The organism is Burkholderia sola (assembly GCF_905400185.1).
Classification (GTDB): domain Bacteria; phylum Pseudomonadota; class Gammaproteobacteria; order Burkholderiales; family Burkholderiaceae; genus Burkholderia; species Burkholderia sola.
This window is the reverse complement of the sequence record NZ_FR989675.1, coordinates 206,547-221,642: the sequence shown is the minus strand read 5'-3', so window position 1 is coordinate 221,642 and position 15,096 is coordinate 206,547. Positions and strand designations below refer to the sequence as shown.

The 15,096-nt window shown below is 68.3% G+C and carries 15 protein-coding genes; all 15 read right to left on the bottom strand.

What is annotated here, in order from left to right; genetic code table 11:
• Positions 1-154 precede the first annotated feature (154 nt).
• The 15 genes from KR541_RS00980 to flhD all read right to left on the bottom strand — a co-directional run bounded on the left by KR541_RS00980 (position 155) and on the right by flhD (position 14,486).
• Entirely contained in the window at positions 155-1,384 is a 1,230-nt protein-coding gene (locus tag KR541_RS00980) for a DUF3443 family protein (RefSeq protein ID WP_050011819.1), read from the bottom strand.
• 16 nt (positions 1,385-1,400) lie between these two features.
• Positions 1,401-1,904 carry a DUF2844 domain-containing protein gene (locus tag KR541_RS00975; protein ID WP_050012090.1) on the bottom strand — a complete coding sequence of 168 codons (504 nt, stop codon included), beginning with the start codon at positions 1,902-1,904 and terminating at the stop codon, positions 1,401-1,403.
• 273 nt (positions 1,905-2,177) lie between these two features.
• Positions 2,178-2,909: a protein phosphatase CheZ gene (cheZ, locus tag KR541_RS00970; RefSeq protein ID WP_069618698.1), complete on the bottom strand. Its 732-nt coding sequence runs from the start codon at positions 2,907-2,909 to the stop codon at positions 2,178-2,180.
• A gap of 2 nt (positions 2,910-2,911) precedes the next feature.
• Entirely contained in the window at positions 2,912-3,307 is a 396-nt protein-coding gene (gene cheY / locus KR541_RS00965; RefSeq protein WP_006754880.1) for a chemotaxis response regulator CheY, read from the bottom strand.
• Between the two features lie 67 nt (positions 3,308-3,374).
• The gene (locus KR541_RS00960) at positions 3,375-4,466 is read right to left on the bottom strand and encodes a protein-glutamate methylesterase/protein-glutamine glutaminase (protein WP_050011817.1); all 1,092 of its coding nucleotides are present in this window, start codon (positions 4,464-4,466) and stop codon (positions 3,375-3,377) included.
• Positions 4,463-5,200 (bottom strand): chemoreceptor glutamine deamidase CheD, encoded by a 738-nt coding sequence (gene cheD, locus KR541_RS00955; protein ID WP_050011816.1) that lies wholly within the window; start codon positions 5,198-5,200, stop codon positions 4,463-4,465. Before cheD ends, KR541_RS00960 begins: the two co-directional genes overlap by 4 nt.
• The gene (locus tag KR541_RS00950) at positions 5,197-6,189 is read right to left on the bottom strand and encodes a CheR family methyltransferase (protein WP_050011815.1); all 993 of its coding nucleotides are present in this window, start codon (positions 6,187-6,189) and stop codon (positions 5,197-5,199) included. The genes cheD and KR541_RS00950 overlap by 4 nt, the downstream gene beginning before the upstream one ends.
• 3 nt (positions 6,190-6,192) lie before the next feature.
• Positions 6,193-8,160, bottom strand: a complete 1,968-nt coding sequence (locus KR541_RS00945; protein WP_060733873.1) for a methyl-accepting chemotaxis protein — start codon at positions 8,158-8,160, stop codon at positions 6,193-6,195.
• A 37-nt stretch (positions 8,161-8,197) separates the two neighbouring features.
• Complete coding sequence (cheW, locus tag KR541_RS00940; RefSeq protein ID WP_050016005.1) at positions 8,198-8,716, bottom strand: chemotaxis protein CheW; 519 nt, start codon at positions 8,714-8,716, stop codon at positions 8,198-8,200.
• Positions 8,717-8,764: 48 nt separating this feature from the next.
• Entirely contained in the window at positions 8,765-11,029 is a 2,265-nt protein-coding gene (gene cheA, locus KR541_RS00935; RefSeq protein WP_050016003.1) for a chemotaxis protein CheA, read from the bottom strand.
• 33 nt (positions 11,030-11,062) lie between these two features.
• A complete protein-coding gene (locus KR541_RS00930; RefSeq protein WP_050016002.1) occupies positions 11,063-11,440 on the bottom strand; it encodes a response regulator in 378 nt (125 codons plus the stop codon).
• A 16-nt stretch (positions 11,441-11,456) separates the two neighbouring features.
• On the bottom strand, positions 11,457-12,476 hold the full coding sequence (gene motB, locus KR541_RS00925; RefSeq protein WP_050015998.1) for a flagellar motor protein MotB: 1,020 nt from the start codon (positions 12,474-12,476) through the stop codon (positions 11,457-11,459).
• Between the two features lie 13 nt (positions 12,477-12,489).
• On the bottom strand, positions 12,490-13,350 hold the full coding sequence (motA, locus tag KR541_RS00920; protein WP_050015994.1) for a flagellar motor stator protein MotA: 861 nt from the start codon (positions 13,348-13,350) through the stop codon (positions 12,490-12,492).
• A 168-nt stretch (positions 13,351-13,518) separates the two neighbouring features.
• A complete protein-coding gene (gene flhC / locus KR541_RS00915; RefSeq protein ID WP_050015993.1) occupies positions 13,519-14,073 on the bottom strand; it encodes a flagellar transcriptional regulator FlhC in 555 nt (184 codons plus the stop codon).
• A gap of 92 nt (positions 14,074-14,165) precedes the next feature.
• Positions 14,166-14,486 (bottom strand): flagellar transcriptional regulator FlhD, encoded by a 321-nt coding sequence (gene flhD / locus KR541_RS00910; RefSeq protein WP_011350590.1) that lies wholly within the window; start codon positions 14,484-14,486, stop codon positions 14,166-14,168.
• Positions 14,487-15,096 lie beyond the last annotated feature (610 nt).

Here is a 15,096-nt window from a genome sequence, read left to right as displayed (position 1 = left end):
CTTCGATGTCGTGCCGGCACCGGTGCCGGTCTTACATCGTAGGCGCTATGCCGGCGCGTGGCAGCGATCCGGTCCGTAGTGCACGCACGGCGCGCCGGAATAAAAAAAGGGGGCGATCGCTCGCCCCCTTGTTCCTGCGTCCGGCGACGCCGCGTCAGAATGCGACGAACGGCTGCGCGCCGCCGCTCGCGGTCTTGTCCATCCCGAAGTAGATCGTCTTGCCGTAGAAGTGCGGCATGCCGATGTCGAGCCAGTTGGACGAGCCGAACGGCCCCGCGATGTCGTTGAACGCGAACGTCGACGCGTTCGAGAACAGCGAATCCGCGTTCGCGACCGGCATCGACACGGTGCCCGACGCGCCGTTCTGGCCGCTCAGCGTGGCCGAATAGGTCGTCGTCGCCGACGGGCAGTAGAACTCCGTATTCCTCGAACAGACCGTCTGCGCCGAATCGTTGAAGAAATACGCGTTCGAGCCCGTATCGAAGAACGCGGTCACGTTGCGCCCCTGGAACGTCGCGCTGACGTCGCCGGTCGTGGTCGACGTCAGCACCGTCTTGCCGCTCAGGTTCGGCAGGCCGAACGTCAGCGTGCCGGTCGCGCTCGCCTGCCCGTTGTTCGAGATGGCCGGCATCTGCACGCTCACGCCGTCGTTGTTCGCGAACCGATGCACCGGGTTGGCCACCTGCTGCGCGAGCGACACGAGCGTGACGGCGCAGCTCGCGTTGTCGCCGTTCGGGCACGCGTAGTAGTTGTTGCTCGTCGACGTCGACGTCGCGCAGGTCGTGCCGCAGTCGTACGGCGCCGGCCCGATGCCGAGGATCCCGTTCGCGCCGAGCGCGCTCGTCGAGTTGGCCGACGCGCCGCCGTTCGTGCACGAGCTCGGCACGTTCGTCGTGCCGAGGTCGCCGATGATCTGCACGGGCAGCGACGCGGCCTGCTCGGTGCCGATCGACAGGTCGACGGTGCGCACCGAGCCCCACGTGTAGCTCGACACGAACTTGCCGCATTCGGCGACCGGCGCGCCGCCGCTCTTCACCTGCGGCAGGCTGTCGTGCACGCCGGCCACCGCGCTGCCGACGAGCCGCAGCCCGTAGGACGCGGTATCGACGAGCACGTTGTTGACGATCTGGCAGTTCGACGTGCCCGGCACGCAAACCTTCACGCTGATGGTCGGGATGTTGATCACGTTCGCGGCGCCGGCGGCGACCGTGACGACGGCCGTGTTGCCGCTGTTGCCGTCGGAGCCGCTGTTGCCGGTATTGCCGTTGTTGCCCGAACTGCCGCCGCCGTCATCGCCGCCGCCGCAGGCCGTCACGAGCACGGCCGTCGCGGCCAGGAGGCCCAGCACGCCGAACCAGCGCTTGAATGTACGAGTCATGCTCAAGATCGCTCTCCCGCTGTCACTGGATATCGGTGCCGGCCACGCCGGTCGGCAGCGCCGACGGCAGCCATGCCTGGCCGGAGAAGGCGCCCATGTGGCCGCCCGTCCGGATCACGAGGCCGCTCGTCTCGACGGCCACCGGCGCACGCCAGCCGCGCGCCCGGTGCGCCGCCTGGACGCCGGCGGTGTACTGCGGGAAATAGCTGCCGAGCAGCGACGCGAGATCCGGCATCGTCGGCCCGCGCCACGCGAGGCCGAACACGCTGCCGGCGGCCGACGTGTATTCGTGGATGACGGTGCCCGATCCGAGCGTGATCTCGCGGACGGTATAGGCGGCCGTGCTCGTCTGCACGCCGTCCGCCGAGCGCATCGCGCGCTGCAGCGCGCGCACGGTGGCGGCCTGATCGTCCGCCGGCGGCGACATCGGCGCGCCGCCCAGTTCCGCGTGTGCGTGGACGGCCCACAGCACACCCATTGCAGCCGTCGCGTGCGCGACGGTCCAGCCCAAGCGTTTCAGCTTCACGTTCCCCCCCAAGGGACTGGCTTCGGTGCCGACGGCGCCGCCATCGGCCCGCGCCGTCTGCCCACTGATGAATCGTACGAATGACGCTACGTTGCTGCTGACGCGTAGTATGCCTGCGGAGTGTGTCGAAGTGTCAATTCGACGCAGGATCACGCTGCGCCGCGCAGCGGCGCCGGGCGAGGGGAAACGAGGCGGGAACGGGGCATGCGCGCGTCGGCCGGCGCCGCGGAACGGGGCGCCCGGCAATGGGACGCGCGATGCGCACCGGCAGGATCAGAAGCCGAGGCTCGCGAGCAGGTCGTCAACCTGCCCCTGGTCCTGAACGACGTCGGATTTGCCTTCCGGCGCGATCTGCGGGCCGTTCAGCAGCGATTCGGGGCTGCCGGTCGCGCTCATCGCTTCGGCCGCGAATGCCGCCGCGGTGGCCGCGAACTGCTCGCGCCGCTCCGGCGCGATGTTCTCGACGAGCACGGTGAGGAGCTGCTGCTCGATCAGGTAGACCATGTCCATGATCTTCTTGATCACCTGCCCCGTCAGATCCTGGAAATCCTGCGCAAGCATGATCTCGAGCAGTTGCGCGCGGGTCGCCGCCGTCGATTCGGGCAGCGTGCGCAGGAACGCGCGCGTGTCGTCCATCAGCTCGCGCACTTCCGCGTGCTCGATCGGCGCGGCGTACCACTGCGCCCAGCGTGCGTCAAGCGCCTCGGCCTCGTTCTGCACGCGCTCCTGCATCGGCTTCGCGATCTCGATCGCATTCAGCACGCGCACCGCGGCCTGTTCGGTCATCGTCGCGACGTAGCGCAGCCGGTCGCGCGCATCGGGCACGGCTTCCGCCGCGCGCTCGACATGCTTGTCGAGCCCGAGCTCGCGCATCGAATCGCGCAGCGTGCGCGTGACGTGGCCGATGCGCGCGAGGATCCGGTCGCTCGCGTAATCGGCGCCTTCGGCATGGCCGTCGGCATTGACCGCCGCGCCGGCAAGCGCCGCATGGATCGGCTCGTTCACGTTCAGCTCCCGGCCTTGGCCATCTTGTCGATGATCTTGTTCAGCTTCTCGTCGAGCGTCGCGGCCGTGAACGGTTTCACGACGTAGCCGCTCGCGCCGGCCTGCGCGGCCGCGATGATGTTCTCCTTCTTCGACTCGGCCGTGACCATCAGCACCGGCAGATGCGTGAGCGTCGCGTCCGCGCGGATCTCCTTGAGCATCGCGAGACCGTCGAGGTTCGGCATGTTCCAGTCCGAGATCACGAAGTCGAAGCCGCCGCCGCGCAGCCGCGCGAGGCCGGCCGCGCCGTCCTCGGCCTCATCCACGTTCGTGTAGCCCAGTTCCTTGAGCAGGTTGCGGACGATCCGGCGCATCGTCGGGAAATCGTCCACCACCAGGATTTTCATGCTCTTGTCCATCGTCGTTCCTTTCCAGATTCGTTTCCGTCGGGACGCGTATCGTGGCACGCGCCCCGTGACAGTCCATTCACACGCGCTGCACGCGGTCGCCCATCGTCGCCAGGCGGGCCATCACGCGGCGGCTCATGTCGGCGAGCGGCGCGACCTCGTCCGCCCCGCCGAGCGCGATTGCCTCGCGCGGCATCCCGAACACGATGCAGCTCGCCTCGTCCTGCGCGAACGTGTAAGCGCCCGCGCGTTTCATTTCCAGCAGGCCGGCCGCGCCGTCGCGGCCCATCCCGGTGAGGATCACGCCGATCGCGTTCTTGCCCGCATGCGTCGCCGCCGAGCGGAACAGCACGTCGACCGACGGGCGGTGCCGGTTCACCGGCGGCTCGTCCGACAGTTGCGCAATATAGTTCGCGCCGCTTCTCGCGAGCAACAGGTGCGCATGGCCCGGCGCGATGTACGCATGGCCCGGCAGCACGCGTTCGCCGTGCTCGGCTTCCTTCACCGCGATCCGGCACAGGCCGTTCAGCCGCTGCGCGAACGATTTCGTGAAGCCCGGCGGCATGTGCTGCGCGATCAGCACGGCCGGCGCGTCCGGCGGCAGCGGCGTCAGCACTTCGCGGATCGCCTCGGTGCCGCCCGTCGACGCGCCGATGATGATCAGCTTCTCGGTACTGACGAGCGGGTTGTTGATCATCGGCGCGGCCGCGGCGCTGTCCGCCGTGCGGGCAACGGCCTGCGGCTGCGGCGCCTGGCGCACGCGCGCGCGCGACGCCGCGCGGATCTTGTCCGCGAGCTTTTCCGCGTAGTCGAGCATCCCGTCGCGAATCCCGACGCGCGGCTTCGTGACGAAATCCACCGCGCCGAGTTCGAGCGCGCGCAGCGTGATTTCCGAGCCGCGCTCGGTCAGCGACGACACCATCACGACCGGCATCGGCCGCAGGCGCATCAGCTTCTCGAGGAAGTCGAGCCCGTCCATGCGCGGCATTTCGACGTCGAGCGTGAGCACGTCGGGGTTGTGCTGCTTGATGAGCTCGCGCGCGACGAGCGGATCGGGCGCGGTCGCGACCACCGTCATGTCGGGCTGGCTGTTGATGATCTCGGTCATCAGGCTGCGGATCAGCGCCGAATCGTCGACGCACAACACTTTGATCTTCTGCACTGCGGTCATGCCTCCTGCTTTCTTGATAGGGTCGCCGTCCGCGCGGCGGCGGCCGCGGCCGCGCTACCGCCGCCGGCCGGCGCGGCGCCGCGCCCGCCGAACAGCTCGATGCGCGGACGCGCCGGCTGCGGCGCGGCAGGCCGCTTCGCGGCAAACAGCTCGACGTGCGCGCGACGGGCGCGCTCGGCCTCGCGCGCGAGCGCGGCTTCGCGCTCGGTCACGCCCGGCACCTGCAGCCGCAGTTTCTTCACCATCGCACGCCCGCTGTGCGGCATGAACGCGACCTTGCGCGGATGCACGCCCTGCAGGTCTTCCGCGGTGATGCGGATGCGCTCGAGCGCCAGATAGCGGCGCACGAAATCCGCGTTGCGATCGCCGATGTTGATCGTCGTCATCCCGGCCAGCACGGCCGCGCCGCCGAACACCTTCGCCTCGAAGCGCTCGCGGCGCCCGCCGGCCTTGATCAGCTCGTTGATCAGCACTTCCATCGCATACGCGCCGTAGCGCATCGATTCCGACGCGGCCGCGCCCGGATCGGCGCCGTCGTCCGGCAGCATGAAATGGTTCATCCCGCCGATGCCCGCGTACGGGTCGTGCAGGCACGCGGCGACGCACGAGCCGAGCACGGTCATCAGCACCATGTCCTCGGCGGTCGTGTAGAACTCGTTCGGCAACAGCTTCACGCCGGGGCGCTCGAAGTGGTTGTCGAAGTAGCGATTGGTCGCGATCGGCAGTGCGCTCATCCGCGCTCTCCAAGAGCCGGCGCGCCGCCTGCGGCCCGCGCGCGCGCGGGCGACGGCATCGCGGCCGCCGCGCTCGCCTGCGCGCCGCGCGAGCGCGCACCCTGCTCGGCGTCGCGCGTCAGTTCGTACACCGTCTGCCCGCGCAGCCGGAACGCCTGCGTCACGTACGTGAAGTTCTCCGAATGGCCGGCGAACAGCAGCCCGCCCGGCTTCACGAGCGGCTCGAAGCGCGACAGCACCTGCCCCTGCGTCGGCTTGTCGAAATAGATCATCACGTTGCGGCAGAAGATCGCGTCGAACGGCTTCGCGATCCCGTAGTCCGCATCGGTCAGGTTCAGCTGCTCGAAGCGGATCATCGCGCGCAGCTCGGGGCGCACCTTCACGCGGCCGGCCTGCGCGCCCGTGCCCTTCAGGAAGAAGCGCTTGAGCCGCTCCGGCGACAGGTGCTTGACCTGGTCGTACGTGTAGATGCCGGCTTCGGCCTTCGCGAGCACCTGCGTGTCGAGATCGGTCGCGAGGATCGTCGCGCTGCGCGCGGCCGCGTCGCCGAGCGCCTCGATCAGCGTGATCGCGATCGAGTACGGCTCCTCGCCGGTCGACGCCGCCGAGCACCAGACCGAGACCGGCGCCGGCCGCGATTTCACGAATTCCGCCAGGATCGGGAAATGGTGCGACTCGCGGAAAAACGCGGTCAGGTTGGTGGTCAGCGCGTTGGTGAACGCTTCCCATTCGAGCGGATCGTCTTCCTGCTCGAGCAGGTCGAGGTAGTCGCGGAACGTGTCGAGGCCGCGCGCCCGCAGCCGTCGCGCGAGCCGGCTATAGGCCATGTCGCGCTTGTGCTCGGACAGCGAGATGCCCGCGCGTTGATGGATCAGCGCGCGGATGCGTGCGAAATCCGCACCGGTGAACGCGAAGTCGCGCCCCGGCTCGCCCGCGCGAGGCGAGGCATCCGGTGCATCGGGTCGAAACGGCGCGCGCGCGTGCTGCATGGCTTAGAAGGTCTCCCAGTCGTCGTCGGACGCGCCGGCTGACGCCAGCGCCGGCTTCTCGCCGTTCAGCGCCGGGCGCACGAGCGCGGGCTTCGCGGCCGGCTTGTCCGCCGGCGCGGCCGTCTTCGCGAGACGCGGGCCGTAGCCGCCCGCGGCGGCGGCGCCACGGGCGGCCGGTGCATCCTTTTGCGTCCGCGCGGCGGCCTCGGCCGCACGCGTCGGTTCGGACGCGGCGGCCGCGGCGCCCGACGCAGCCGCACGCGACGCCGGCGCGGCGCGCCGTGCCGCCGGTTGGGCCGCAGCCTGCGGCGCCGGCAGCGCGGCGACCGGCGCATCGTGGCGCGGCGCCGACGGCAGCGCCGCCGGTTCGTGCGCGACCGGCCGCGCGACGCTGCGCGCCGGCGCGAGCGCAATGCCGCCCGCGACGCGCCAGCCCGACACGATCGCCTTCATCTGGCGCGTCTGCTCCTCGAGCGACGCGGCCGCGGCCGCCGCCTGCTCGACGAGCGCCGCGTTCTGCTGCGTGACCGCATCCATCTGGCCGACCGCGCGATTGACCTGCTCGATGCCGGTCGACTGCTCGTCGGACGCGGCGCTGATCTCGCCCATGATGTCGGTCACGCGGCGCACGGCCTGCACGATCTCTTCCATCGTCGAGCCGGCGCGCGCGACGAGCGCCGACCCGCTGTCGACCTTCTCGGCCGAATCGCCGATCAGCTGCTTGATTTCCTTCGCGGCGCTCGCGCTGCGCTGCGCGAGCGAGCGCACCTCGCCCGCGACCACCGCGAAGCCGCGGCCCTGCTCGCCGGCCCGCGCCGCTTCGACGGCCGCGTTCAACGCGAGGATGTTGGTCTGGAACGCGATCCCTTCGATCGTGCCGATGATGTCGACGACCTTGCCCGAGCTCGCCGCGATGTCCTGCATCGTCGATACGACCTGGCCGACCACGTCGCCGCCCTGGGTCGCGATGTCCGACGCGTTCACCGCGAGCTGGCTCGCCTGCCGCGCGTTCTCCGCGTTCTGCCGCACGGTGCCCGTCAGTTGCTCCATGCTCGACGCGGTTTCCTGCAGCGACGCGGCCTGCTCCTCGGTGCGCTGCGACAGGTCGATGTTGCCGGTCGCGATCTCGCGCGCGCCGACGTCGATCGATTCGGTGCCGCGATGCACGGCCTGCACCATCGTCGTGACGGCGTCCTGCATCCGCTTGATGCCGCCGAACAGGCGGCCGATCTCGTTCGTGCTGGAGGCGTTCACCGGCTGCGTGAGGTCGCCGCCGGCAATGCGCTCGAAATGCGCGATCGCGTCCTCGATCGGCTGGACGATCAGCCCGCGCAGCACGAAGCGGATCGCGATCACGACGACGAACGCGATCGCGATGCCGGCCGCGATCAGCGCGATCATCATCGAGATCTGCGACTGCGTCTCGGTCTGACGGTCTTGCGCGCGCTTCTGCAGCGCGGCGATCACGGCCGCCGCCGTCTGGTCGAACGCGACGAACATCGGGCTGATCTTCGTGTCCGCGACCGCGTGGTACGCGGCCATGTCGCCCGCGCGCGCCGCGGCGAACTCGGGCTCGACGCCTTCCTTCACGATCGTCGTGTAGCGTGCGGCGAGCTCGTCGAGCAGCGCCTGATCGACCCCGAGCTTCGGCGTCGACTGGAACGCCTGCCAGTTCTGGTTCGACTTCGCATACAGCTCCTGCGCGCGGTCGAGCACCTTCGCCGCGTCGGCCGCATTGCCGCCTTCGGTCAGCGTACGAAAGCGATCGAGCGCGACGCGCGAGCGCAGCAGCTGCGCGGCCGTGTCGTCGAGCGTGTGGATCGCCGGCAGGTCGACGTGCGCGATCTCGTCGAGCGAGCGGCTCGCGTGATCGAGCGCGTAGAGGCCGAGCCCGCCGACCGCGGCGGTCAGGCACACGAGGATGAGTCCGACCGCCGTGAGCGTCGTGCGGATCGACCAGTTATGCAACATTGCAGATTCTCCCGAAATTGCTGCGCGCGCGGCGCGCTTACCCGCCGAGCGTCTCGATCAGCGCCATTTCCCGGCTCGACATCAGCTTCTCGATGTCCATCAGGATCAGCATCCGGCCGTCGACCGTGCCGAGGCCCGTCAGGTACTCGGTCGTCAGCGTCGCGCCGAATTCCGGCGCCGGCATGATCTGGTCGGTCTGCAGCGTCAGCACGTCCGACACGCCGTCGACCACCATCCCGACCACGCGGTTCGACACGTTCAGGATGATCACGACGGTCTGGTGGTCGTACTCGACGCGGCCCAGGTGGAACTTGATCCGCATGTCGACGATCGGCACGATGATCCCGCGCAGGTTGATCACGCCCTTGATGAACTCGGGCGCGTTCGCGATCCGCGTGACGCTGTCGTAGCCGCGGATTTCCTGCACTTTCAGGATGTCGATCCCGTATTCCTCGTCGCCGAGCGTGAAGACGAGAAATTCCTGGCCCGTCGCATCGCCGTGTTCGGCGTCGCGGCGGCTGGTCGCCGCCGCATTCGCCGCGGCCGTATTGATCATTTGGACTTCAGCAGACACGTTTGCCCCCAATCGGTTGAATGGCGAGAGTCAGAAGACGGCGAGCTCGGCGCCGGCTCGGGCGCCGTGCATCGCACGGGTTTCGCGGTTCAGCGCCGCGACGTCGACGATCAGCGCGACGCTGCCGTCGCCGAGGATGGTCGCCGCCGAGATGCCGTGCACCTTGCGGTAGTTGGTTTCGAGGTTCTTCACGACCACCTGCTGCTGGCCGACCAGTTCGTCGATCAGCATCGCGAAACGACGCCCCTCGGTTTCCATGATCGTGACGATCCCCTGCGTCGGGTCGGTGCGCGCGTCGTCGACCGAGAACACCTCGTGCAGCGCGACGAGCGGCAGGTATTCGCCGCGCACGCGCACCACGCGTTCGCCGTTGCCGACCGTGTAGATGTCGTCGTTCGACGGCTGCAGCGACTCCATCACGAAGTTCAGCGGCAGGATGAAGATCTCGCTGCCCACCTTGACCGACATCCCGTCGAGGATCGCGAGCGTGAGCGGCAGCACGATCCGCGTGGTCGTGCCGCGGCCCGCCTGCGACGAGATCTCGACGTGGCCGCCCATCGACTGGATGTTGCGCTTCACGACGTCCATCCCGACGCCGCGGCCCGACACGTCGGTCACCGTCTCGGCGGTCGAAAAGCCCGGCGCGAAGATCAGCTGCCACACTTCGTCGTCGCTGATGTTCTCGGAGATCTGCATGCCCTGCTTCGCGGCCTTCGCGAGAATCCGCTCGCGGTTCAGGCCCGCGCCGTCGTCGCTCACCTCGATCACGATGTTGCCGCCGTGATGCGCGGCCGACAGCACGAGCTGGCCGACCGCATCCTTGCCGGCGGCGACGCGCTTGTCGACGGTTTCGATCCCGTGGTCGAGGCTGTTGCGCACCAGGTGCGTGAGCGGATCGATGATCCGTTCGATCAGGCTCTTGTCGAGCTCGGTCGCCTGGCCGAACGTGACCAGTTCGACCTGCTTGCCGAGCTTGCCGGCGAGGTCGCGCACGAGCCGCGGGAAGCGGCTGAACACGTAGTCCATCGGCATCATGCGGATCGACATCACCGCTTCCTGCAGGTCGCGCGCGTTGCGCTCGAGCTGCGCCATCCCGTTGAACAGGCGGTCGTGCAGCGCCGGATCGAACGCGCTGGCCGTCTCGGCCAGCATCGCCTGCGTGATCACCAGTTCGCCGACGAGGTTGATCAGCTGATCGACCTTCTCGACGCCGACGCGGATCGAGCTGCCTTCGGCGCCGCCTGCCGCCGCGGCGGCCGGGCGCGCGCGCTTGTCGTCGTGATGCGCGGCGGCGGCCGGCGCCGCGTGATCGGCCGGCTGCGGTTGAGCGGGGGGTTGCGACTGCGGCTGCACTGCGGCGGCCGGAGCCGTAGCGGGCGCCGCGGCAGCCGGTTGCGGCGCGGCGGCCTGCGGCGCGAACACCTCGACGCGCGCGGGCTGCGCGGCGGCGGCCGGTTCGGCAGCTTCAGCAGCCACGGCTGCGGCGGCCGGCGCGACGGCCGGCGCCGCCTGGGCAGCCGGCGCCGTGCCGCGCCCGACGCGGATCTGGCTTTCGTCGATCACGAAGCAGCACACCGCGACGATGTCGTCGGACGGCACGTCCGATTCGACCCACAGCGTCAGGTCCGCGCCCACTTCCTCGCGGCCGACGATCCGGCCGAGGTTGCCGAGTTCTTCGGTGAGCAGCGCCTGGTCCTTCGCGTCGACGCCGACCAGCGTGATCTTCAGGTGCGGGCCGTCGGCGCCGGCATCGGCGTCGGCCGCCGGATGCGCGGCCGCGACGGCCTGCTCGACCACATGGTCGGGCGCCCGGTCGTCGCCGACGGCGGGCGCGGCAGCCGGCGCGACGGCGGCGGCAACCGGCGCGGCCGGCGTAGGCGCGGCCGGCGCAGGCGCGCCCGCACCGCTTTCGGCCTTCAGCCGTTCGAGCTTCGCGCAGATCGCCGCGGCGGCGGCCGCGTCCGGCTCGGCGCTCGCGCGGTAGTCGACGAGCTGGTCGGACAGCACGTCCTTGGTTTCCAGGAACGCGTCGACCATCTCCTTGGTCAGCGTCAGCTCATGGTTGCGCGCACGGTCGAGCAGCGATTCGAGGATGTGCGTCGTATCGGTCAGCGCGGAAAAGCCGAACGTCGCCGCGCCGCCCTTGATCGAATGCGCGGCGCGGAAGATCGCCGCCAGATCCTCGGGATCGGGCGCATCGACGTCGAGGTTCAGCAGCAGCTGCTCCATCTGCGCGAGCAGCTCGTCCGCTTCGTCGAAAAAGGTCTGGTAGAACTGAGTGATGTCGAGAGTCATGCCCGGTCACCGGTTGAAATCGTCGCGTTCATGTCAGGAGGCAGCCGGCTCGGACAGCGTGGCGACCAGGTCGACCAGCACGCCCGGGTCGATCGGCTTTTCGATCCAGCCGGTCGCACCCGCGTCGCGTGCGGCGTCCTTGAACGCGTCGCTGCCTTCGGTCGTCAGGATGAGGATCGGCGTGTCCGCGTACGCGGTCAGCTTGCGCAGCGCGGCGATCACCTCGAGCCCGCTCTTGCGCGGCATGTTCTGGTCGGTCAGGACCAGGTCGTACGGCGTCGTCGCCGCCATGTCGAAGCCGGCTTCGCCGTCCGGCGCCACCGTCACGTCGTAGCCGGCCTGCGCCAGCGTGGCCTGCAGCAGCGCACGCATGGTCGCGGAGTCGTCGATGGCGAGAATGGTTCGGATCATGTCTGTCTCGGAAACGTCAGGGTTTCGGCGCCACGGCGACGGCGCTCGCCACGACCGGGCGCGCCGCCGGCGTCGGGCCGCCGAGCTGCTGCGCGAGCAGCTTCGAGCCGGCCGCGTCGGCGGACAGCGTCGTCGTCGTCGCGTCGTCGCGCATCAGCGCTTCTTCGGATTTGCGATTCAGCACGATCACGCTGATCCGGCGGTTTTCCGGATCGAGCGGATCGGCCTTGTTCAGGTTCTGCGTCGACGCGAGGCCCAGCACGCGCAGCACTTTCGCCTCGTCCATGCCGCCGGAGATCAGCTCGCGGCGCGATGCGTTCGCGCGATCGGCCGACAGCTCCCAGTTGCTGTAGCCGCCCTCGCCGCCCGCGTACGGCACGGCGTCGGTGTGGCCCTGGACGATGATCCGGTTCGGCACGTCGTTCAGCGTCTTGCCGATCTCGCGCAGGATGTCGCGCATGTACGGCTCGACGTGGTCGCTCGACATCGCGAACATCGGCCGCTTCTGCGAATCGACGATCTCGATGCGCAGCCCCATCAGCGTCGAATCGATGCGGATCTGCTGCTTGAACTGGCGCAGCGTCGGATTGGCCTCGATCGCGGCCATCAGCTTGATCTGCAGGTCGTGCAGGCGCGTCTGCTCGAGCCGGTCCTGCGCGCCCTCCGCCTGCGACCGCGAATGCTCGTCGCCCGCCTTCGCGAGGCGCTCGGCGAGCGACGTCGTGCCGTCGGTGCGGCGCAGCGTGCCGGCATCCGTGCTCGACAGGTCGCGGCCGCCGCCGTTGATGATGCTGGAATCCTGCGAGCTGCGGTCGCCGCTGCCGAGAATCGCGGCCTTCAGCGGCATGTTGAAATATTCGGCGATCCCCTTCAGCTGCACCGGCGTGACCGAGCTCAGCAGCCACATCAGCAGGAAGAACGCCATCATCGCGGTCATGAAGTCCGCGTACGCGAGCTTCCATGCGCCGCCGTGGTGGCCCTTCTTCGCCGGGGCCACCCGCTTGACGACGATCGCGCGATCCTTGCTCTTGCTCATCGTTCGCTCCGCCTCACTTGGCCTTCACGCGGCGCACGTGCTCTTCGAGCTCGGAGAACGACGGACGCTCGGTCGAGAACAGCACCTTGCGGCCGAACTCGACCGCGATCGCCGGCGCATAGCCGTTCAGCGTCGCGAGGATCGTCACCTTGATGCACTGGAACATCTTGGTCGACTCGGCCACCCGCTGCTCCGCGAGGCTCGCGAGCGGCCCGATCAGCCCGTACGACAGCAGGATCCCGAGGAACGTGCCGACCAGCGCCTGCGCGATCATCGCGCCGAGCACCGCGGGCGGCTTGTCGGCCGACGCCATCGTGTGCACGACGCCCATCACGGCCGCGACGATCCCGAACGCCGGCATCGCGTCGCCGACGCGCATCAGCGCGTGCGCGGGGCCTTCGCCTTCCGTGTGGTGCGTCTCGATCTCCTCGTCCATCAGGCTTTCGATCTCGAACGCGTTCATGTTGCCGCCCACCATCAGGCGCAGGTAGTCGGTCAGGAATTCGACGATGTGGTGATCGGCGAGGATCTTCGGGTATTGCGTGAAGATCGGGCTCTTTTCCGGATCGTCGATGTCGGCCTCGAGCGTCAGCGTGCCCTCCTTGCGTGCCTTCGCGAGCAGCACGTAAAGAAGCGCCATCAGCTCCATATACACGTCCTTCGTGTATTTCGAGCCCTTGAAGAGCGTCGGCAGCACGCGCAGCGTGGCCTTGATGGTCTTGCCGCCGTTGCCGAGGATGAACGCGCCGACGCCGGCGCCCACGATCATCAGGATCTCGATGGGCTGGATCAGCGCGCCCAGATGCCCGCCTGCCAGCGCATAACCGCCGAAGACGGACAACAGCGTCACGAGTGTTCCCACGATAATCAGCACTGCCTGTCCCTCACGAAAGACCGGCGGGAAGACCGCCGTTAAACAGGTTTACGGCAGTCGGCAGGAAAACTTTCGCGGCCGCCCGGCGGCAGCCCGACGGTGTTTACCAGCAATGCGTGGACGATTCGCGCGGCGCGCGGACGTCGCTCGCGGCCCGCCCGGCCGAGCTCAGGCCACGGCGGCGGCCAGTTCGGCGCGCGCGGCGGCGGCCTTGCGGGTCTTGCCGGCACGCGACGGCGGCTGGCACAGGCCGCACACGAAACCTTGATGCGGATCATGCGCATGGGCGACGAAGTGGCCGCCGCAGCGCGTGCACGGCGTCATCTGCAGCATCCCCGAATCGAAGAAGCGCACCAGCGTCCACGCCCGCGTGAGGCTCAGCGCGGCCTCGTCGCCGGACAGGTTCACGTGCTCCAGATACAGCCGGTACGCCTTCACGATCGACTGGATCGGGTCGCAGCGGCCGTGGTCCTGCATGAACCGATACATGTTGTAGAACAGCGACGAGTGGATGTTCGGCTGCCACGTCATGAACCAGTCGGTCGAGAACGGCAGCATCCCCTTCGGCGGCGATACGCCCTTCAGTTCCTTGTACAGCTTGATCAGACGGTCCCGCGACAGGCTCGTCTCCGCCTCCAGCAGCTGCAGCCGGGCGCCCAGTTCGATGAGTTCGATGGCGAGGGTGATTTCCTTCACCTCGATCACGACGCTTTTGCTTGCCATGGTGATAACCGTCCGCTTGACGTTATGCGAATGAATGGCCAATACGCTGCCGGCCGGCGCGGCACGCCGGGACACACGCAAGGCGGGATGGATCAGCGGACGCCTTCGACCTGCTGCCCGGCCATCAGGATGGCCGAGTGGGCGTGCGCGACGACATCGCTGCGGCCCTTGTCGGCGAGCGACGACAGCAGCGCGTGATCATCGAAGCGGAAGCGGCACAGCATCTGGTTCGACGCGGCCAGCTTCACGGTCTGGGCGAGCGTGAGGTTGGCGAGCACGTCGGCGAGTTCCTGGGAAATGCCCATGCGAAACATGCCCATCGCCTTGTCTTCCCGCAGCAGTCGCTGCGCGAGGAGGAGGTACGACAGGTTGACCTCTTTGATCTCACTGAGCATTTCACTGGTAGCGCTCATGATTCCCCCGTTAAAAAGCTGTGCTTTGGCCATTCATGTTATGAAAACGTTTGCTCGATCAGCGCGCACTGGGCGCTCAGTCGGCTCGTTTATAGTCTTACAGGGCGAATTTTGGCCAAACGGGATTTATGTCGGTATCAGCGAAGTGGCGTATGCCATGCAGGATTTGTCTGTAAACCGTGTAGGAATTTTTCCGACAAGGCGAATTGAAAGGAGCCATCGGAAAAACGGGTTGCAACGCGGATTCGGTTGCGAGAGGGTCCGATTGCCGCCGCGCCGGTGGCGGAAGGCTTGCCGGCAGGGCGCCGGCAATCGGATCGGTAAAAATTATAGTGGTTTTTCACGATAGCGCAACAATAGTTATGGCTGTCGCGATTCCGTGCCCTTTTTGTCGGGGTTTTCGCGTATTTCATCGTGTAACAAGCCTTAAGTGTTTGAAAAAACACTCGAACCCCTCAGGGCGATATCGATAATGGACTTCAATGGGCGGCGGCGCGAGCCGTGCCGGCCCGCCCCGCAGCTTGCCGTCCGGCGCTCCGCGCACCCCGCCCAGGGCCCGGCCACGTATCGCGAACCGCGTGCGTCGGCAAGTTCCGCAACCTTGTAAGGG